Here is a 21,318-nt window from a genome sequence, read left to right as displayed (position 1 = left end):
TTTGAATGGCATTATTTTCACTACTCACAACAATTCATCTTTTAAATCACTGATTACAGTCAAAATACTCAATTTGCTTTGACTCAGTTTGCCCGTTAGATAAGACATACGAGATACTTGTAGGATATGCATCGTCGTTATAAGTGTAGTTTGTTTTCTTTATTTGACCATCATATTCTGAGGAAATAGGATTGTTCTTAGTAAAGAGCCTAACATCTGGAGAAATGGGTGGCGAAGGGAAAAAAAAAGGCATTATATATCCAGTTAGCGGGTTTGGTGAATTGTCGTATTCATAGATTATTTTTCTGTATTCGAAATGATCATAGTCAGAGGAATCGAAAAAATCTGGATTTTTATATATTTCGACTTCATTGACGTTATCATTTCCATCAAAATGATAAATGGAGGTTGTCATTGAGTCATTTCTATACTGTCTATTTGAATAGTTAAGAATTACACTGACGGTTTGAGGAATGGAATAATCAAAAGTATAGTTATAAATGCCTCCGGTAGAGGCATAATAACGATTAATTTCTCTAATTCTATCTTCATTATAAATAATCTTGTAGTACCTTGAGGTTGTACCGTAATAGTAAATAATCGTACTATCTGGATAGTTGGTAAATTCGAAGTAATCATCAAATCTCTCCCAAGTACTGTTAGAATATTTTTCAAGATAAACCTTATGAGCTTCTAAGCCAATATCGTATATGTAGCTTAATCTCATTTGCGGAATAAAACTGGTTCCTTGGTATACATAAGACTGAATCGGGCAGTATTTTTCATGATCTAAGTTCACAATAGGTTCATTGGAATCTTCAGAGCAAGAAAATATCAATGAAAGAAATAAAATCAGAAGCAGGGTTGTTTTAATAGTCATACGACTAAAATACCTTAAAATTTCAATACTCATTTATTATTTATTGTTTCAGATGCTGAATACAAGTTTGTTGGTTAACAGAGTAAGCGCAAAAGTATTCATATATTGTATATTCTATGGTGGAGACTATAGAGAATATAGTTAAATTTTAATTTTTTTGTTATCAATGATTCATGAGAGGCAAAGGAAGTTGAGTACTAACATTTTTTTTAGATTTTGACCTTGAATTAATCACATTTTATACCAGCGGTGTTGATGCCTGCTTCACAATTTCATACTTTAGACTTGATCTAAATACAAGCTAAGCATATGTAGTACATGGCTTGTCAATTTTGCTAAGATCGTATACTAAATGAGAAATATTCTACTGACTTTATTCATCCTCAATGCCTCATGGGTGAATGGTCAGAACATTCTTGATTACAAGTTTAGGGGCGATGAAGCATCAAAACCTTTGACTGAGGTTCTGAATGAAATAGGTGATTCGGAAGGAGCACGGTTCTTTTTTTTACCAGAGTGGATAGAAGATATACAAGTCGATAATGACTTTTCTGGAAGGACATTAGAACAAGTTCTAAACATATTATTTGAAGGCAAAGAGCTTAGGTTTATCTTAATGTATCCTGATGCTTTAGTAATTATAAAAGACCCATCAAAAGCGATAATGCGGAAAAGGGCTATTGAAACCGCCTTAAGAGAAGACAGCAAAATTGATAAATACAGGTTTGGTTCCCCAGGTCAGGTTCAACCAGATAAACCCATTACAATTTCAGGAAGGGTAATTGATAATAAAACTGAAGAGCCCTTACCATACACAAATGTACAAGTAGCAGATACCGAAGCAATAGTTACCACTGATGAACAAGGAAACTATCGTGTTGAATTAACTCCAGGTTCCCACGTTTTAAATTTTAGCTATATAGATTATGACCCAACTGTTATTGATCTAACGGCTTACGAAAATGGAGTAGTTAATGTTGAAATGGAAAAGCAGTCTGTAATGTTGGATGAGATTGTGATACAAGGTCAGGCCAATCAGGAGATGGCCACGAGCAGAATTGGTGAAACTCAACTCGTAATGAAGGAACTGAAACGTGCTCCGGCATTCCTAGGCGAAGTTGATTTGATAAAACAAGTGCAGATTTTGCCTGGTGTAACCACAGTTGGCGAGGCTGCGTCAGGCTTTAATGTTCGTGGTGGTAGCGTTGATCAAAATTTAATACTTTATGATGGGTTGCCTGTTTTTAATAGCTCTCACGTCTTCGGTTTTTTATCTGCCTTTAATTCTGATGCTATAAGTGAAGTGTCTTTTTTTAGAGGTGGAACACCGGCCAGATATGGTGGACGGATTTCATCGGTTCTCGATATTCAATCAAAGGATGGAGACTTTCAGGAGTGGCATGTTAAAGCGGGAATAGGTATGGTTACAAGTAGTTTAATGGTAGACGGGCCACTTAAAAAAGATAAAACCTCTATATCAGCGTCATTAAGATCTACCTATAGCAATTGGCTAATTCATTCAATTGATACCGATTATGCAGACTTAAGCAATAGCTCAGTGTCATTTTATGATGGTATGATTAAAGTAGCGCATAAAGTTGATAAGGATACCAAAGTTTCAGTTTCAGGATATGCTAGCCATGATAGTTTTAGCCTTAGTGGTGACTCTACTTATCGTTGGAGCAACCTTCAAATATCAGGAAGGCTGGATCACAGATTTAATAGCAATTTAGATGGGGAATTCATTGTTGGGATGAGTTCCTATGGCTATAGTGTTTTAAATAATGATTATTTAACCGCTTCAGAGTTATCATTTAGAATCAACACGGCAACATTAAAAGCGGCCTTGTATACAAAAAAGGGAAGCCATAAGTTGAATTATGGATGGCAATTCTCACATAATAAATTCAATCCCGGATCACTAGAGCCAACAAGTGACTGCTCGAATGCCGGAAAAGTTGATCTTGATAAGCAATATGCCATAGAAAGTGCCTTCTTTATAGGTGATGAAATAGAACTCAATCCTTATTTATTTCTTGAAGCCGGGCTGCGGTTACCACTTTTTATAAATTTGGGACCGGGCGAGGTTATTAAGTATGAATCTGGACAACCCGTAGAAGTTACAACAGCTACGGATACTTCTAGTTATGGTAGCTTTCAGCCTGTCAAGGCCTTTTTAGGCTTTGAACCTCGCATATCTATGCGATTAATGACCAGTGCCAATTCATCAATAAAGTTTGGTTATAATCGTATGTTTCAATACTTACATTTAGTATCCAACTCCACAGCTGTAACTCCAGTTGATATCTGGCAGCCTAGTGGTTACTACTTCAAACCGCAGCGAGCAGATCAAGTGTCTCTGGGCTTTTTTAAAGATTTTAAAGAAAAGAAATACGGCACGTCTGTTGAAGGATTTTACAAATACATGAACGACATTATTGATTTTAAAGATGGAGCAGAGTTAGTATTAAATCCTCATATCGAGACTGAACTTTTACAAGGAACAGGCAGGTCTTATGGTCTGGAATTTTCGTTGTTTAAAAACTCGGGTCGACTCTCTGGTTCGTTGAATTATACATACTCAAGATCATTCCGAACTATATCGGGTTCTACAGAGGTTGAATCTATAAATGATGGAAAGGAATATCCTTCGAATTTTGATCAGCCCCATATTCTAAATGTAACATGGAAGTATAGCCTATCTCGCAGGTATTATTTTACAGGTGGATTCACTTATCATACGGGCAGACCAGTTACCATTCCATTATCAGCATTCCAACTGGAAAATACAACAGTAGCTTATTTTTCTGAAAGAAATCAATATCGCATACCGGACTATCATAGGTTAGATTTGGCGTTGGTAATTGAAGGAAACCATAAGAGAACCAAGAAATGGAAAGGCAATTGGGTAATATCTGTTTATAATGTTTACAGCAGAAAAAACCCATACACTATCTTCTTTAAAAACTCTGAAAATGGTGTTCCAAAACCAAATCAATTATCAATTGTTGGTACAATTTTTCCATCAATTAGCTATAACATAACATTCTAATGAATAAGAGAAGAGTTATATTATTTTCATATATGCTGACACTTTTAGTGGGGTGTGTAGATCCTATAGATTTTGATGTGCCACCTGCAGATGAGCAGATAGTTATTGAAGGAACGATCTCTACAGACCCAGGACCTTATACTGTTAAAGTAACAAAAGCCATAGACCTTAATGAAGACACAGTTAGAGCATCTCCTGTAGTACAGATGAAGATCATTTTACACGATGATATTGGCAATAGTGAAGATTTTGTGGAAACAATGCCAGGGATATATGTTACTAATGGTGCTATGCAAGGTGAAGTGGGAAGATCTTATCACATTACTATGGAAACTATTGATGGGAAAAAGTACGAATCTGAGCCTGATAAGCTATTCCCAGTAGGTGAGATAACCGATATACGCTATGAATATGAAGCAAGGTTGAAAGATGAGGGTTTTGGTGAGATTCCTGCAGATGTGTTTAATATATACGTGGACTCAGAAGCGGGTATTAGTGATGAAAATTATGTGAGGTGGAAATTTACAGGATTATATAAGGCAGAGACCAATCCTGAACTTAAACAAGAAATTCTGCCGTCTTATCCAATTCCAAGGCCATTACCGCTTCCCTGTAGTGGTTATGTTGTATTGCCGGGCGTTGGGAATAGAATAGGTAAAGTTGATGAGTGCACTTGTTGTACTTGTTACGCTTACCAATATGAAGAATACCCGCAATTGTCTGATGATCAGTTAGTCTCAGGTAATCAGTTTAATAATATTAAGGTTGCTGAGGTGCCTATTGACGTGGGTACGTTTTACGAAAAATATTTGGTCACCATTGAGCAAATGAGCATGACAAGAAATGCTTTTGAATTTTTTAGGTTGGTAAGATCACAAAAAACCAATGCCAGTAGTATATTTCAACCTCCATCAGGAGAGATTAGGGGTAATATAAAGCCAGCGAATAATAATGATACAGTTATTGGCTTATTTTGGGCTACTTCTATTAAAAAGAAGTCTACTTACATTTACCGTGAAGATGTTCCATACCCACTGACAGAAAAGTTTTTTGTTCCTGATGCGTGTTATAATTTCTACCCAAACTCATCAACAACTCAACCTGCTGAATGGGAATAAGATCAACGATAACTATTCTTCTTAATTTGTTTTTGCTACTTCAGGCGAATGCTCAATTCAGCATTAATGATGTTGTTAATAAGTACAATACATACCAAAGAAACATTCCTAAGACCAAACTTCATTTAAGCCTTCACCAATCCAAGTTTATTCCTGGTGACACAGTATATTTTTCTTCTTATTTTTTATCTGAAGATTTGATTGGAGTAGAAGGTAGGCAGCTGCTCGACCTGCACCTGGTAGGTTCAGATGGTAACTCAATAGTTCATTTTAAATATGCGGTTAAAGATGGTTTTGGGTTTAACCAACTATCCTTACCAAAGTCACTGGAGCCGGGAATCTACCATATAGTTAGCTACAGCAGTTGGATGCGAAATTTTGATAGTGATTTTATTTATAAAAAGGAAATAGAGGTAGTTGGAGAAAAGAAATTACTGGTTAACCAAATACCTAAAATAGGTATTGAAGGAGGTCAATTAATTACTGATGTACCAAACAAAATTGTGGTAAACGGACTCGGTGTTGGAAAAACTGTTGAGTTAATTGGAACAAGTCAACAATTAGTAGCTAGTGCTGAAATCAATAGATCAGGAGTGGGAACATTTGTATTTACTCCAGCTAATGGTGCTGAATATTACATAACCCATGGCACAGACAAGCTGCTTTTGCCTGAACCGGTTTTAGATGGATACTCGTTAAATCTAAATAGTATAGGAAAAGATGAATTACAGGTCAGGCTTTATACTTCTCCAAGCTCCAAATATATTAATAAAGATCTGTTTTTAATTTTAACTGCAAGAGGAAGGATCCTTTACAGTGCTTCATTTAACCAAGGCAGTTCTGGTATAACTATACTCAATATTCCAAAAAGTAATATTCCCGAAGGGATAGCACATATTTCATTGTTAGACACAGGAGGAAAGCCTCTGGCTGAAAGAGATTTCTATAATAGATCTGAACCTGCTGTTGAATTGAGCATGGTGCTTGATAAATCAGCTTTTGAGCCTAGAGAAAAGGTGAAACTTCAGTTTAGACTCGATGGTGATAATAGTAGTATTAAAAATGTTTCAATAGAAGCTTTGAATCAGGCACTTTATGAACAGTCTGTGAATTCATTGAGCGATGAACTTAACATATTGACTTCAATTGAGGACGATTTTTTAATTAATAGAAGTGATAGTAACTGGCAAGAGACATTAGATTATGATTTGATTGTTAATGGTGCCAAAGAGAATTGGGATGATATATTATCTGATCAGTCTCCTAAACCAGCGTTTGCGTTCACCACAGTTATGAGAAAAAGCGGCATAGCTTATGTCAACGATTCGACTAATGAAAGAGTACCAGCAGATACTAAAATGGTTTTTTATATGCAAAAGAGCATGTGGCGTTATGAAACATCGGTTTTGGATAATGGTGAAGTTTGGTTAATGATCCCTGAGCAATATGGACAAGATGAAATATTCTACTTTGCTGAGAATTATAGAGGCAGAAGAATTGAGGGTTTGAAAATTAAATGGAATACGGAAGAGGTAGATGACTTCTCTCAGCCTACATTGGCTTCAGAATCTAAAATGCATGATAAGTATGGTGAATTTGCTAATAAAAGTGCTGCTGTGAATAGCGCTTTTTCTTTTTTCACCAATGTTGATACGGCATTAGTTGGGCAAGTGAAAAATAATGCCAATGACGCTTTTGAACAACGGCTGTATGGTGCTGACATTAATGTGAAGGTGCAGGATTATCAGCTATTCCCAACCATGGACGAGATGATACGAGAAATTGTTCCTTCGGTAATTCATAGAGGTAAAGAGGAGTTAGGATATGTAAGGGTCACTTTACCACAACCCATGGACTTGGCAACCGATGACCCGCTGTATATCATTAATGGAATTGTTACTAAGGACACGAAATACTTTCTTTCATTGAAGCCATCAGATATTGTAACAGTAAAAGTCGTTAACAGTCCACGCAAGCTGATGCCATTGGGACTATTTGGCAAGAATGGAATCATCATGATTGAAACGAAAAATGGAGTAGAAAGACCACCAGTTTCAGTTGATAATATTGTTGACGGCCTGAACAAAAGTGTGGCATTTAATAACCTTGATTCTAGTGAGGTAAATACTTTAAATCATCCACATTTTAAATCTACAATCTATTGGAATCCCGCTGTTAGTATTGATGATTCTGGTACAGGGGAAGTTGAGTTTTATCTTTCTGATGATGTGGGTGAAATGCAGATATATTTGGAAGGTATTACAAAGGAAGGAATTCCTTTTAGTGCACAACGTAAAATTCATGTTCTCAATGGCAAATAGAGTTCAATGAATTCGAATATTAAAAAAGGCAATCATCATAGTAACATGTTGTTAATTTGATGATTGCCTTTTGCTTTAAACTTTTCTTTCTATTCTCACTTCCTAAAACTCATTTATTTTGTTTGGTATGTATTTAAGATGAGACACTTTAATCTTTCTTAAAGAGTAAATGAATTTAGGAAGCCGTAACCTCAGAAGCTTTTTGTTAGGTATATTAAACTGGTATGTAATAATATAAAACCTTAATAGGTCAGCATGTAATCTAACCTTAAGCCTGAGGATAGATTAGGCTTTGGGAGGTGGAGAAGCTGTGTCCAGATAAGATATGTAATAACACATGTTATATGTGTTATTTTCAATATCTCTTAGGATAATTTTGTCTGAATTTAATTCCTCTAGCGAAAAGGAAACATAATGGTCTATAACATGGCTAAGGATAACCTCAACCTTGTCTTTTTCTAAATCAGAAAGCTCTGATAACAAAATATCTTCAGCTTGTTCAACTAGTTCTGCATCATCAGTAAGTACTTCAAAGTGCTCCGTCTTGCCATCAACGTAATGAGTAATTACAAAAGGAGCTGCATACCCTAAAGAAAGTGCGTGTTCAATATCAGTTGCCTTTAACTGTGTCGATTGTGAAAGCCCGAGATCTTTCACCACCTTGTCCGACATGAATTGTTCTCTCTCTGAAAGCCTGTGTTCTACAATTACCTGTTCCACCAAACGAATGGAAAAGATGTTGGAGAACCAGCTAAAAGCTAGTAGGGAGAGTAACAATATAGCAGAGAGTTGTCTCAAATATTCTCAATTAAAAATGAAAATTAAGAAAAGTGACCAGAATATCAAATGTTATGCTGAGTTTAATTAAGTGTGTAATCAATTTCTAAGTCAATGGTAAGTATTAAGTTTACAGGCCTATTTAAGCATGGCCTATCGAATGAGTTTAGTAAAAGTAGATAACGTAGAAAAACAGTATAATAGAGATAGGAAAGCACTTTACCCTATAAGTTTATCCATAAATAAAAATGAAAAGCTTGGCATTGTAGGGGAAACGGGTTCCGGGAAGTCAACTTTACTGAAAGTTATTGCTGGCTTGATAGCACCTGACGGGGGCAGTGTTGCATTTAAAGGTAAAGTATTGCATAATCCTCTGGATCAACTGATTCCTGGCCATCCTTCAATTGCTTATTTGTCACAACATTTCGAATTACCCTTTTTTCGTACGGTTGAAGAAATAGTTTATGATCCGTATAAAATTAGCCAGGATGGGGTTAATGAATTATTCAAAGCTTGTCATATTGATCATTTAATACAGGCTGATTCTCAACAATTGTCTGGTGGAGAGAAACAACGGGTTGCTATTGCCAGATTGTTGGTAGATACTCCCGAAATATTGTTACTAGACGAGCCCTTTTCAAATCTCGACCTTTATCATCAGAATGTTATAAAAAGTACTTTAAAGAATATAGAGAGTACCATGGACACTACCATTGTACTTGTTGCCCACAATCCTTTGGACGTGCTTTCATGGGCTGATATTATACTTGCTATGAAGCTGGGCAAGGTTGTGCAAACTGATGGGCCATTTAACATTTATAATTTCCCCAATAATGAATATGTGGCAGGCTTGTTCGGAAAGTATAATATGGTGAATCCTGCTAAATGGGGAATTAAAGATAAGCGATTAACCAAAATCAAAAGCAAAGTAATTGTTCGACCGGAAGCGTTTTCTATTTCCAATAACAAGGAGGTTGGAACATCAGGAATGGTATTGGAGAAAACTTACTTTGGCAGCCATGAACAACTGTTGGTAAAGGTAGGTGATGAAGAGTTGATTGTTAATGCCGATGTTGGTAAGTTCAGCAATAGGGATAAGGTATTTATTCACTTGAAACCTGTGAGCCAGCAATGAACTCAGTATTTTAGTCCTAAGCCTTCCTTACAAATTCAGACTTCAAAGCCATTGAACCAAATCCATCAATTTTGCAGTCGATGTTATGGTCTCCATCAGTAAGTCTGATATTCTTTACTTTGGTGCCGGCTTTGATGGGCTTTGGAGCACCTTTAACAGGGAGGTCTTTAATTACCACTACAGTATCTCCATCTTGCAGTATGTTGCCATTGGAGTCTTTAATTACACTTGAGTCTTCCTCTACCTTTATTTCATCAGGATTCCACTCATGACCACATTCCGGACAAACCATCAAGTGATCCATGGGATAGGCATATTGAGAGCTACATTGGGGGCATGTTGATGATTCGGGCATGTATTTAAAATTAAAGTAGAGAGCAAATCTACTGATTATTAGAAAAAACAAATGCAAACAGTGTAGAACTGTGTGCATTTGTTATCCAGCTAAAACTATGACAGTTAATTATTTATAATTAATCTTTCAGTAGCTATACTCTTCCCATTTATAATTTTAATTATGTACACGCCTGAAGTTAATTTGCTTGTATTAATGCTGTTCGTATTTAGAGTTCCTTTTTGAATAATTTTTCCCTCAGAATTCAATATTTGATAACTATCTGACCCTGTTGGTTCAATCTTTATTTTTACCAAACCATTCGAAGGATTAGGGTAAATACTAAATTCTTCATTAAATGAGCTTCTTTCATTACTCGTTACTAATAAAGATTCTACATTTGAATATTCGGAGAAATCAAATAAATCGAAAGATCTTACTTTGTAAAAGTATGTGTCTCCCTGATTTAGGTTTTCATCAATGTATAAAGACTCTTCAGTTGATGTTACTAATTGAAATTCTGAATCACTTTTTAAAGATCTGTATATTTCAGATCCAAAGATATTTGTGTCACTTGTTTCCCAAGAAAATAAAAGCCTACCAACACCAACTTCCGTAAGAGTTAGTTGTGGTGCAATCAAATTAGAAGTTGTGGGAGTTGTAAATTCTAATGTGGTGCTAAAATCAGACCTAAATAGCCCTTTTATTGATTTAAGCTTGTAATAATAAGTAGTATTCAATTCTACAATGGGATCAATATGTTGCGTAGTAACCCCATTCATAGTGCTCAAAATACTAAATGTAATGTTGTCAATAGATTTGTATATCTCTATTTCATCAAAATTTTCACCATTATTATTCCAACCAACAACAACTCCATTAAGAAAATCAAATTCTGCAGTTAGGTCTAAAGGAGAGTTTAGGTTTCCCGTTGTAATCTCAACCTCTGCCGATCCTGAGTAAAGTGACTCTTTTAGTGCTCTAACTCTATACTCATATTTTGTGTTCAAAGAAACCTGATTGTCTATATAATTAGTATTGTTCGCAGAAATTGTGTCTAATATGACAAATTCAGCACCAACAGTTCTTTTGGATATTTGATATCCAGTCTCTCTATCTGTTTGATCGTTCCATGTTATTGAAATACCTTGACTAAAATCAAAAGAAGCACTAAGGTTATTTGGAGCCTTTGGGACATCAAAATTTACTTTTGCGATGCTGTATGCACCTTCTCCTTCAATACTTGAAAATCCTCCAGAAATAAGGTAGTTCCCATTTTCTAGTTTAATCAATCCACCAATACTTGGAGCAGAAAGATTGCCAATGATTTCAAATCTATACGAATATTCAGGGTCTACTCCGCCAGATAGATTTACTTTTACGAAGCCATCTACTTTTGCACTATTCATTTCTTGAAACTGCCCCCCAAGAAGAACGTTTTCAGTATCTAAAGGATGAATAACGATGATATCATAACCTCTTGTCTGAACTGAAATATCATCTTTTAGAGCGCCTGAAGCCTCAAACTGCAGCAATTTGGCAATATTATCATCATATTGATATGTAGAGACCAAAATGACATCTGTTTCAGGAACAGGCTCTATTTCATTAATAGGTATATTGGTGAAATCATAAGACATATTAAAAGTGACATCTACGTTTCCATCTGAATTGATTTTTCCGAATATACCTTTGTTGTCTGCTTGAATTAAGCCACTATAAATTATTTTACCGTCAGGAAGCAGATCAATGTCATTTAAATAATGATTCTCGGGTAATGAAAAATTGAAGGAATTATCCACAGTTCCATCTGAATTCAATCTAATAATGCTTGATTTATCAGGCAAGTTTGGATTGTCAATGCCTCCAGCAATAAGAAGTTTGTCATCAGACAGGACAATAATATCATTAATACTCCTACCTAAATTGTTAGCTTTAATCTGGTCATTGAAGGTATTTTCCAATATTCCACTAGCTGACAATTTGATTAAAGAACCTGTATTGATACCATTGAAAGTTGAGAAATTGCCTCCTATCAGAATATTACCCGCATTATCTTCTTCAATGGCATATGCCCATGAATCTACACTTGAGAATTCAATATTATCAATAAAGGTATAATCTGGAGAGCCGTCACTATTCAACTTTACTAGAAAGTCCGCAGGTGTATCTTCTACAGCTGAAAATTGCCCACTGATAACGATACTTCCATCGCTAAGCACTTTACTGCTGTAAATTCCAACACGTCCAGATAGATCAGCATTAAAATCAATGTAAACTTCCCCAGAAGCATTTAGTTTAGAGAGTCCTTGGCTAAAGTGGTTGTCGAAGTGGGTATGAAAGCTTGAAAACAATATATCACCTGAAGAATTAACACCTAAAAGCGGAGAGATAATAGATCCGTTTGAAGGGTGGTAGTTAGCTTTCTTCTGGGTATATGTATTGTTAACAGCCCCATTATTATCGAGTTTAATTATTGAGTATTCATCAAATCCTTTTTCAATACCTGCTACAAGAATATTTTCATCTTTATCAAGTAGCGTAAATACTTGATTGGCAAAAATGTTAGCTCCAGGCCCGGGCAATGCAAAGCCTACATCCCTTGAGCCATCCGAATTTATTTTTGCAACACTCTTCGCTGTTTGACCATATAGAACATCAAAGTTTCCTGAAATTATTAGATCTCCATTACTTGTCTCGTGTATGTTGTTTATGTAGGAATAATTTTCACCAAAAGCATTGTTAAAATTAAAGGATTCATCAATTGTACCATCAATATGTAACTTTACCATATCGTTAAATTGTGCACCATTAAAGCTGTTAAAATCGCCTCCAATAATAATTTCATCATTTGTTAGAATTTTTAATTCGCTTGTATAGGTTCCATATGAGTCAGGGCCAGAATTATTATTGAATGTTTCATCAATTGTTCCATCGATATTAAATCTTATGATACGATTTGATGATTCACCCAAACAAACAATTTTACCACTAGATTGCATTCCAATGTTATAGATATTTGTGATAGACGCTCCAATGTTAAATGTTTCATCAATTGTTCCATCATAGTTCAGTCTGAGGAGATCATTATAATCTTCAAAATACCCTGCAACATAAATTTTGTTTAATTCTTGGTCATAAACAGCATCAAATATGTTGCTAAACCCTTTGGTTATTATTGAGATATTATCTGTAAATTCCTCATCTAAGCTACCATCAGCTTCTAATCTAGCCATACGATTTACAGCATTGTCATCAACAGATGAGAGATCACCAGAAAGCAAAATCTTGTCGTCAGGTAAAATCATCATAAACCTAATTTCAGGTACTCCTTTTAATTTAGGTTTAAAATTAGGGTCAATAATTTGACCTTTTCCAACGGTTAATGTCAAAACAAGGAGAGGTAGTAGCCAATATTTTTTCATATACATGATTAAAATAAAGGCAATTATAATTTATCTAAACACATATTTTATCGTTTGATCTAAAATAATAATATAATATTTAATTAGAATTTTATTATTGACTGAAAAAGAGCGGGTTACGGATGATTAATTACAATAAAGGAAACTGGATAATGTTTCTATTCCCAAATAATTTCTATATTTAACCGTTTGAAACAGTTTTCTGCCATATTATTAGTTGTATTACTGGCCTCTTCTTGGTGTGCCAGCTACTTCACATTGCGCCTGATCGACAATGTTGTGGTACAGAATAAGTTGTCTGTCAACGAGATAAACCGTTCCCTGCAAGTGACAAAATCGTTAGGGATATCGAAAGATATTCTTCTAAAACAGACTGATGTTTCTTACAAACTATCCCTCGGTTATGCAGCACCTTTCATACTCGAACATAACAATGATTTTTATGAGGTAATGGAGAAGCCTGTTAATGTAGTAATGAGCACCAGTATTTTAAAATTTGTCAGGGTTGCAGACTCTGAAAAGGATGAGGTGGCTTATATCGTTAACAACATGTTTCAGACTTATGTCAATCCTTCTGGTGATTTTATACTAAATAAATACTTAGTATTTAGTGAGTTAAATGTATTATTTGACTCAAATGATAACTATTCTAATGCGCTCTCTGTAGCGGTTCCACCTCCCCGGGCCTAATACCCCTTACTTACTTTTGATTGATGATGTTCTCACCGGCACTTATTGCTGCTTGACAGATTACTCTTGTTGTTTCTTCTAAAATAATAAGGGACATAAGTTATTAGTCGTCCGGTTTGATGTTGAGTATATCAGATACTCTGATAATAATCTCTGTAATCCACTTAAAGATGAACCTATCTCAAAGGGGGATCTATCATTTCAATCTTAATGCAGGTAAGGTGACTAATGCACTTTTACTAAACGCTACTATTTAAAATAATTAAAATGAATAAAATTAAATACCTAAGTATTGCCATTTTGGTCTTGCTTGGTTGCTATGGCAGCGCAAATGCACAGACACCAAATGATGCAATTATGATGGAAGGAAAACAGGCCTGCGTATTATTTGAATACAATTATGGCACCTTCTATAAATATTGGGAAGGAAGCGACCTTCGTGAAAACCAAACCATAGCGACAGTTTATAGAAACACAGTAATGCCAATGGCGGCCATTGGAATAGTTGACCGTCTTAATTTCTATATAGGCGTTCCTTATATAAAAACCAAGTCATCAGATCCTAATGGGGGGCAATTTGCAGGGGCGAAAGGCTTCCAGGATTTGACCGTTGCATTGAAGTACCAAATTCTAAACCGTGAGAGCGAGTCAGGTACATTTTCGCTGCTGGCGGGAGTTGGCTTTTCAACTCCAATATCAAATTATTTACCTGATTATATGCCTTACAGCCTTGGGCTGGGTGCCCCTGAGCTTTCATACAGGGCTATTGCTCAATATGAGATGAAAAATGGGATTTATTTCCGTGGTGGAGCTGCTTATTTATGGAGAGGTTATGCAAAAGCTGAAAGAGAGTATTACTATAACGATGGCAGCTATTATACACCTTGGATGGACGTTCCCAATGCCATTACGGCCGATTTTTCTCTTGGTACTTGGTTACTTGAAAAGGCGCTGAGGGTAGAGCTTAATTACCTGGGTTCTAAATCTACAAGTGGAGACGATATAAGAGCTTATAATGCTCCTCAACCTACTAATGATATTGAAATAGATAGGATAGGAATTTTTGCCCATTATTACTTTCCTAATATCAAAGGATTGGGCGTAGCTGCCTATCACAATCAGGTTATAAACGGAAAGAACACTGCCAGGATCAGAACTACTGGCATAGGCGTTACATATTTTTTCAATTATCTAAAGAATAAATCACAATGAGAAGTCTAATATTTTTCACTTTGGTAGCGACAATGCTAATATTGAGTTCGTGCGAAAAGGAGCTCCCTACGCATTTGTCTTTTGATAATTATGCCTTTTCGACTACCGACCAGGATGGTGGAACCTGGAATACCACGTTAATATCAAGTACATATGAAATCTCTATTTCAGAACCCACAGCCACATCTTCGTCAGAATACCAGCAAGAATTGGCAGAGCTAAAGCAGGAGATGTCTCAAATGAGTGATGATGAACGAAATGCTGTTGAATACTGGTCTGATAACTCAACGATCAGATGGAATGAGATTGCACTTGAACTAATAGCAAAGTACAATCTTATACCAGGTTATAATGATGACGGCACTTATACATTGCCAAGTCCAGCTAACCCGGCAGGACCTCCTGCATTTCCATTTGCCCATCCCCCTTATGCGGTTAGGGCCTTGGCCTATATGTCTGTAGCCCAGTTTGATGGTTTAATAACAGCATGGCATCACAAATACATTCACAACAGACCTGCACCTTACCAGTTGGACAATGAAATAGAGTATGCCTACATGGACAATGGTATACCGTCATATCCAAGCCATGGAGCTGTTATAGCAGCTGCTTCTAAGAATGTGCTAACAGCAATGTTCCCACTTGAGGCTGAATATCTGGCACAAAAGGAGGCTGAGCACCTTAAGAGCCTGTTGCTATCAGGTGGTTATGTGCAAAGTGATATAGATGCTGGAAAGCAAATAGGCGATGAGATAGCTTCTATAGCTTTAGTTAGAGCCTCCAATGATGGAATGAAAAATGCCCAGACACCCAAACCGGTTTCAGATTCAATAGCAGACGCAGCTTTTGATAGGTATGGATGGAAGTGGATCAATAAAGAATTACCCCAGCGACCAGTCGGTCTAACTCCATTATACAGCAAAGTAAGAATGTGGAATGTGCCCAATGTTGAAATGACCAGGCCTATTCCTCCTCCGGCAATTGGTTCGCCTGAATACTTAAAAGATGTTGAAATATTAAAGGATTATGCTGATAATATGACAACTGAAAGAAGACGAATAGCCAATTTTTGGCAAGATGGCTTAGGTACGTACACCCCACCGGGACATTGGAATGAATTCGCAAAAGAATTTATTGTGAAATACCGACTTAATCCTTTGCGGACAGCGCGGACGTTTGCTTATATAAATATGGCCATGATGGATGGAGGTATAAGCTGCTGGGATGCTAAATATTACTATCACTATCCAAGGCCGATACAAACTATCGATGGGTTCAAAACCATTGCTGGTACGCCTAATTTCCCTTCATATACTTCCGGACATAGTGTGTTTTCCGCTGCTGGCGCAGAAGTGTTGGCTTACATTTTCCCACAAGAAGCAGCAGTTGTTAGGGAATGGGCTAAAGAGGCGGCAATATCAAGGGTTTATGGAGGAATCCACTGGACTTTTGATGCATACATTGGTACGGATCAGGGCATAGATGTTGCCCAGTACACCATTGACATAGCTAAGTCTGACGGAGCTGATTAATCAATTTTTAATAAAAATCTAAAATTCAATAAAATGAAAAATATATACTTATTAACAATACTATTATTTATTGCTGTAAGCATTGATTCTTACGGGCAAGGTTGTGTAGCCATAAGAGGAAATGGCTGTGGTGGTGGATTGAACAGTGGCATTGGATTGTCCAAAGGCGAATTCAATGCACAATTGGGATACCGCTATTTTAAATCTTACAAGCACTATAGAGGTAGTCACGAGGAAGTTGAACGCGTAGAAAATGGCACAGAGGTGATTAACAAATCTAGTTTTGTTGATTTCTCGTTGAGATATGGCATTACAGACCGTTGGTTTGCCAATATCATTTTGCCCTATGTACATCACGACAGGTCATCAATGTATGAGCATGGTGGCAACCCTCCAAATGGCCTTGGGGAAAGGCATACTACTGTTTCAAGCGGTTTGGGAGATATTAGAATAGGCGCAGGGTTCTGGCTGTGGGAGCCTGGCAAGCATGACTTTAACTATTCACTAGGTCTTGGCCTTAAATTGCCTTCTGGAAGTTATGACTATGAAGACACTTTCTACAATCAGGGAGATGACAGGGATCAGGATGTAAAAAGGGTGGTTGATCAGTCAATTCAGCCAGGAGATGGGGGTACAGGCCTTGCCCTTGACATTCAAGGATACCAAAAATTGAATCATCGTTTCGGTATCAATACTTCAGTTTATTATCTATTCAATTTTGAAGAGACCAATGGTGTGTTGACCAGAAATGGTAGTAGTGAGTTTTCTGTTCCTGATCAGTTTGCCTTTCAGGTTGGTAGTTATTATGCCACTATGAAAGGGTTTAGCCTCTATCTTGGAGGTAGGGTTGAGGGTGTTCCTGCCAAAGATTTGATAGGTGGTGATGCCGGGTATAGAAGGCCAGGTTATGCAGTTTCGCTAGAGCCAGGTGCTGGATATGCATATAAAAACTGGTCCTTGTTTGCTAGTGTACCCATTGCAATGTATAGGAACCGCATCCAGAGCTATGAAGATAAAGTGCGTACGCAAGAGACTGGAGTTTACAGACATGGAGATGCAGCTTTTGCCGATTATTTAGTGAATATAGGTTTGAGTTTCCGCTTTGGTGGCGCTCAACAAGATGCAGAGCCTGTGGATAATAATCCGTTTTATAATTAAATACATAACAAATTGACTTGGAAGGCTTGATGTTTTAGCATCAAGCCTTTTTCATTTTTAATGTATAGCATACTGTCCCATTTTTGTTGTTAAAGAAATAGTCAGAATTCATAGTCAGGTTATACGCATGTTTAAACATCAATAACCTACATTTGCCACTTCTTTTTCAGAAAGGAAAGCTTCTGATACGGCCATGGCAATAGACACAAAAAATAACCGGCTCTTATTAATTCTTATCCTGGGGTCACTGACCACTATCGGACCGCTGTCTATTGACATGTATCTGCCAGCTTTTGAGGAGATATCCATTGGCTTAAATACAGATATCAATCATATCTCACTTTCACTTTCCAGTTTCTTTATTGGGCTAGCCGTTGGGCAGCTGTTTTATGGTCCTATGCTTGAACGATTTGGACGTAAAAAACCAGTTTATTTTGGTTTGGGGTTGTACGTTTTGGCATCCATAGGTTGTGCATTTAGCACTTCAGTAGAGGGACTTATAGCTTTCAGGTTTTTTCAGGCTTTGGGCTCATGTGCAGGTATGGTGTCATCCAGAGCTATAGTTCGTGACCTTTTCACTACTAAAGAAATGGCCAAGGTTTTCTCAATGTTGATGATGGTGATAGCCGTATCACCTATTATAGCGCCAACAGCAGGAGGTTATGTGACAGCCAGCCTGGGCTGGAGGGCAGTATTTGGCGTTCTAATAGTGCTTTCGGTTATGGTTTTAGTGAGCTGTATTTTCTGGTTACCAGAAAGTAAAAAAGCTGATCCTAGCTATTCCTTAAAGCCTAGAAAGATATTGAGAAACTATATCGATATTTTCAAAGACAAACAGTTTTTGGTTTTTGCCTTTACCGGAGCCATAGCTTATGCGGGATTGTATGCCTATTTAAGCGGATCTCCTTATTTGTTTATGCAACTGTTCAACGTGTCTGAAAAGGAGTATGGGCTTATTTTTGCTGTGATTGCTGCGGGACTTATCAGTGCCAGCCAAATCAATAATTTGCTATTGAGAAAGTTGCGAAGTGAACGGATTATCTTGTTTAGCCTGATGGCACAATCTGTAATAGGCATAGGGCTTTTGGTAGTAACTTACCTTAACCTTTCAGGGCTTTATCTTACCACATCATTGATTTTTGGGTATCTGTTCTTTTTAGGTTTTATCTTCCCAAACTCTTCGGCACTTTCATTGGCTACCTTAGGGCATACAGCTGGTAATGCCTCAGCTTTAATGGGCTCACTTCAGATGGTGGTAGGAGCATTGGCCTCTGCATTGGTTAGTATATTACAATCCGACAGTGCCATGCCCATGGCGGTCGTAATGGCACTGTGCTCAACTGCAGCCTTGTTTCTACTCAGTTTTGGGAGTAGGAGGTTGGTACTGGGTTGAAATTCAAACTCAATAATTGCAATCAGTTTGAAAGTTTGAAAGCGCATACTGCCTTGCATTAATGAAGTTATAATGCCACCATTCTGTACGAATGGATTTAAAGCTGAATGATTCCATAACTTCCTTCAATAGTTTCCTGTTTTTTAGAATGTTTTCTGGGAGATCAGTAAAATCATGATTTGCTTCCTTGCCAAAAAAATCAAACGCAGTACCCATTTCTACTTCTTTACCATCAAGACGTACTAAGGTGATATCAACAGCACCACCTCTGTTATGAATAGAGCCAGATGTATATGGGTTGGCCACATAGCCGGGTTTTGGATATATCTTCCACATTAATTTCTGTACATCTACAGGTCGATAACAGTCGAAAAATTTTATCCTAAAACCCAGATTAATTAGTGAATCATTAGCGGCTATAAGTTTATTAGCAACCTCTTTTCTAATCATGCACTTATCGCAGCTATATACTTTTCTTTTTAAAAAATTATCATCAGTGGCATATTTCATGTCATAGCTAAAACCTTCAGCGTACTCTTGCATGACAACAAATGTGGTGTCAGATTCTGTTTGATGCTCTATTTCATCCTTGGGTTTAGATGCATTGAATCCTAACTTATCAAAATTGATTTCTTGTGTTCTCTGTGGTTCACACGCAGCTTGTGTAATAAATAGCAAGAAAGTTAAAACTGTTCTAATGTTCATTAAACAACTTGTTTAGTTTCGTAAACTTATATCTTATATAATATTCTGCAATTATTAAATTCGGAATCCAGCCAAGCCAGGCTACCAACATATAGACATCCATTGGATGTGGCCTAAAAAAGAATACTAATGCTACCTTCCATGCTCTTAGTGTTAGGGCAGATAGTGTTAATGCATAACTTCTTATTATAAAATTACGATGGGCTAGAAAATTAAACTTCCTAGCCTGATTAAATCCTTGATAGGTAAAATAAATCCATAAAACGCTCAAAATCAAAAATGAAGTTTGAGAAATGAGGCCACCATTTGCATAAATAGACATAATAATGCCTGAAGGGCCTGATAATAGAAGTATTACACCTACATATACCCAGCCTGCAGTTTTATGAATTTTTGGATATTTAAAAAGCAGTGTTTTTGAGAATTGTGTAAATCCTGCCATTAGGCAAATACAACTGGTTATGACATGAATGTAGAATGCCACTTTCCATATTTCATTATGAATAATCCATTGCTTAATTCTAAGAAATGCAGTTTGGTCATTGAAAGAAAAGTAAGGAATAGTGAGTCTTACCATTAAAAAGGTAAAGAAGCTTAAAATCAAAAGTAATGATACCTTTATTCCTAATCGCATTCAAATTGTATTTTAAGTAAAAATATATCTATTTTACTACGCAATCATTTAAACTGAGCTAAAATATGAGATTATCATCTTCAACCCCATATATTGTCTATTTTCTAGTCTTATGCTCTTGCGGGCAGGGTAATAAACAAGAAACTCAATCGGAAATTCTTAAAGAAGATTCTACTAAAGTTAAGAAAGAAGTTTTGAGAGCTGCTTTGCAGAATGATCCCAGAAAAATTGGTCCAGAAAAATCAAAGGAACAGTACCAGATAGAAGAAGATATTTATAAGATTAATGCTGCTGACAATCCTTTGTATGGCTATTGGGTAGGAGACTTTGGCAAAAATAAAATCAATATAGCCCTGGCATATGCCAATAATGATTCCATTTATGGTCATAGTGTCTGCGCTGGTAATTTTAGGCCGATTAAGGGGCTATTAGAGGAAGTTGAAGAAGGAAAATATTCCATTGTTATGAGAGAGCCCGGTGATGATAAATATGATGGTGAATTTCAATTTGAAATTGATATTAACAAAGGTGAGTTAGTAGGTACTTGGAGTCCTTACAAAAATACAGTTTCATCAAAACAATATCGGTTAATGAGAAGGGTGTTTAGGTATGAGCCTTCGAATGGTGATTTTCCTATGGCTTCAACTCAATATTTGGACGTGCCAGATGTTGAGAACTTTTTACCTGAAGAAATAGAATTGATAAGAAATGAAATTTATGCAAGGCATGGTTATAGTTTTCAGAACTTAAAAATTCGTAGAATATTTGATGCCAAGGACTGGTACATTCCAATGGCTATTGATATTAGAGATCAACTGACCGAGTTGGAAGCACACAATATAGACCTACTGTATAATTATGAAGAGTATTATGCTGAATACTACGATGAATATGGTAGATGAATTAGTAAAGTTTAATTTTACTTTATAGTTCAAATTTCCCCCTATTTGCG

The 21,318-nt window shown here is 36.5% G+C and carries 16 protein-coding genes; 10 read left to right on the top strand and 6 right to left on the bottom strand.

Annotated features, from left to right (window positions below):
- Nucleotides 1–46: 46 nt before the first annotated feature.
- Nucleotides 47–880, bottom strand: a complete 834-nt coding sequence (locus tag RIB54_RS02555) for a hypothetical protein (protein WP_350099136.1) — start codon at nucleotides 878–880, stop codon at nucleotides 47–49.
- 352 nt (nucleotides 881–1,232) lie between these two features.
- Between RIB54_RS02555 and RIB54_RS02550 the strand changes: the two genes are divergently transcribed.
- From RIB54_RS02550 to RIB54_RS02540, 3 genes are read left to right on the top strand one after another with little or no spacing between them, the layout of a single operon-like run.
- Complete coding sequence (locus RIB54_RS02550; RefSeq protein ID WP_350099135.1) at nucleotides 1,233–3,932, top strand: TonB-dependent receptor; 2,700 nt, start codon at nucleotides 1,233–1,235, stop codon at nucleotides 3,930–3,932.
- On the top strand, nucleotides 3,932–5,050 hold the full coding sequence (locus RIB54_RS02545; RefSeq protein WP_350099134.1) for a DUF4249 domain-containing protein: 1,119 nt from the start codon (nucleotides 3,932–3,934) through the stop codon (nucleotides 5,048–5,050). The genes RIB54_RS02550 and RIB54_RS02545 overlap by 1 nt, the downstream gene beginning before the upstream one ends.
- The gene (locus tag RIB54_RS02540) at nucleotides 5,041–7,371 is read left to right on the top strand and encodes a hypothetical protein (protein WP_350099133.1); all 2,331 of its coding nucleotides are present in this window, start codon (nucleotides 5,041–5,043) and stop codon (nucleotides 7,369–7,371) included. Before RIB54_RS02545 ends, RIB54_RS02540 begins: the two co-directional genes overlap by 10 nt.
- Before the next feature lie 285 nt (nucleotides 7,372–7,656).
- Here the strand turns inward: RIB54_RS02540 and RIB54_RS02535 are convergent, their stop codons facing one another.
- On the bottom strand, nucleotides 7,657–8,169 hold the full coding sequence (locus RIB54_RS02535) for a hypothetical protein (protein WP_350099132.1): 513 nt from the start codon (nucleotides 8,167–8,169) through the stop codon (nucleotides 7,657–7,659).
- A 139-nt stretch (nucleotides 8,170–8,308) separates the two neighbouring features.
- Between RIB54_RS02535 and RIB54_RS02530 the strand changes: the two genes are divergently transcribed.
- A complete protein-coding gene (locus RIB54_RS02530; RefSeq protein ID WP_350099131.1) occupies nucleotides 8,309–9,283 on the top strand; it encodes an ABC transporter ATP-binding protein in 975 nt (324 codons plus the stop codon).
- Between the two features lie 16 nt (nucleotides 9,284–9,299).
- Here the strand turns inward: RIB54_RS02530 and RIB54_RS02525 are convergent, their stop codons facing one another.
- Nucleotides 9,300–9,638, bottom strand: a complete 339-nt coding sequence (locus tag RIB54_RS02525; RefSeq protein WP_350099130.1) for a zinc ribbon domain-containing protein YjdM — start codon at nucleotides 9,636–9,638, stop codon at nucleotides 9,300–9,302.
- Between the two features lie 104 nt (nucleotides 9,639–9,742).
- Complete coding sequence (locus tag RIB54_RS02520) at nucleotides 9,743–13,042, bottom strand: T9SS type A sorting domain-containing protein (RefSeq protein ID WP_350099129.1); 3,300 nt, start codon at nucleotides 13,040–13,042, stop codon at nucleotides 9,743–9,745.
- 189 nt (nucleotides 13,043–13,231) lie between these two features.
- Here RIB54_RS02520 and RIB54_RS02515 point away from each other — a divergent pair, with 189 nt between their 5' ends.
- The 5 genes from RIB54_RS02515 to RIB54_RS02495 all read left to right on the top strand — a co-directional run bounded on the left by RIB54_RS02515 (nucleotide 13,232) and on the right by RIB54_RS02495 (nucleotide 19,027).
- Entirely contained in the window at nucleotides 13,232–13,732 is a 501-nt protein-coding gene (locus tag RIB54_RS02515; protein WP_350099128.1) for a hypothetical protein, read from the top strand.
- A gap of 267 nt (nucleotides 13,733–13,999) precedes the next feature.
- On the top strand, nucleotides 14,000–14,944 hold the full coding sequence (locus tag RIB54_RS02510) for a transporter (protein WP_350099127.1): 945 nt from the start codon (nucleotides 14,000–14,002) through the stop codon (nucleotides 14,942–14,944).
- A complete protein-coding gene (locus RIB54_RS02505) occupies nucleotides 14,941–16,476 on the top strand; it encodes a vanadium-dependent haloperoxidase (protein ID WP_350099126.1) in 1,536 nt (511 codons plus the stop codon). The genes RIB54_RS02510 and RIB54_RS02505 overlap by 4 nt, the downstream gene beginning before the upstream one ends.
- 33 nt (nucleotides 16,477–16,509) lie before the next feature.
- Entirely contained in the window at nucleotides 16,510–17,634 is a 1,125-nt protein-coding gene (locus tag RIB54_RS02500) for a transporter (protein ID WP_350099125.1), read from the top strand.
- A 193-nt stretch (nucleotides 17,635–17,827) separates the two neighbouring features.
- Nucleotides 17,828–19,027: a multidrug effflux MFS transporter gene (locus RIB54_RS02495; RefSeq protein ID WP_350099124.1), complete on the top strand. Its 1,200-nt coding sequence runs from the start codon at nucleotides 17,828–17,830 to the stop codon at nucleotides 19,025–19,027.
- 9 nt (nucleotides 19,028–19,036) lie between these two features.
- Here the strand turns inward: RIB54_RS02495 and RIB54_RS02490 are convergent, their stop codons facing one another.
- Nucleotides 19,037–19,732 (bottom strand): M15 family metallopeptidase, encoded by a 696-nt coding sequence (locus RIB54_RS02490; protein WP_350099123.1) that lies wholly within the window; start codon nucleotides 19,730–19,732, stop codon nucleotides 19,037–19,039.
- Nucleotides 19,722–20,366, bottom strand: a complete 645-nt coding sequence (locus tag RIB54_RS02485; RefSeq protein ID WP_350099122.1) for a DUF2306 domain-containing protein — start codon at nucleotides 20,364–20,366, stop codon at nucleotides 19,722–19,724. Before RIB54_RS02485 ends, RIB54_RS02490 begins: the two co-directional genes overlap by 11 nt.
- A gap of 65 nt (nucleotides 20,367–20,431) precedes the next feature.
- Between RIB54_RS02485 and RIB54_RS02480 the strand changes: the two genes are divergently transcribed.
- Nucleotides 20,432–21,268: a YARHG domain-containing protein gene (locus tag RIB54_RS02480; protein WP_350099121.1), complete on the top strand. Its 837-nt coding sequence runs from the start codon at nucleotides 20,432–20,434 to the stop codon at nucleotides 21,266–21,268.
- Nucleotides 21,269–21,318 lie beyond the last annotated feature (50 nt).

Source organism: Fulvivirga sp. (genome assembly GCF_040218215.1).
Lineage (GTDB): Bacteria > Bacteroidota > Bacteroidia > Cytophagales > Cyclobacteriaceae > Fulvivirga.
The sequence above is the reverse complement of the archived record's forward strand: the minus strand, read 5'-3'. Positions and strand labels throughout refer to the sequence as shown.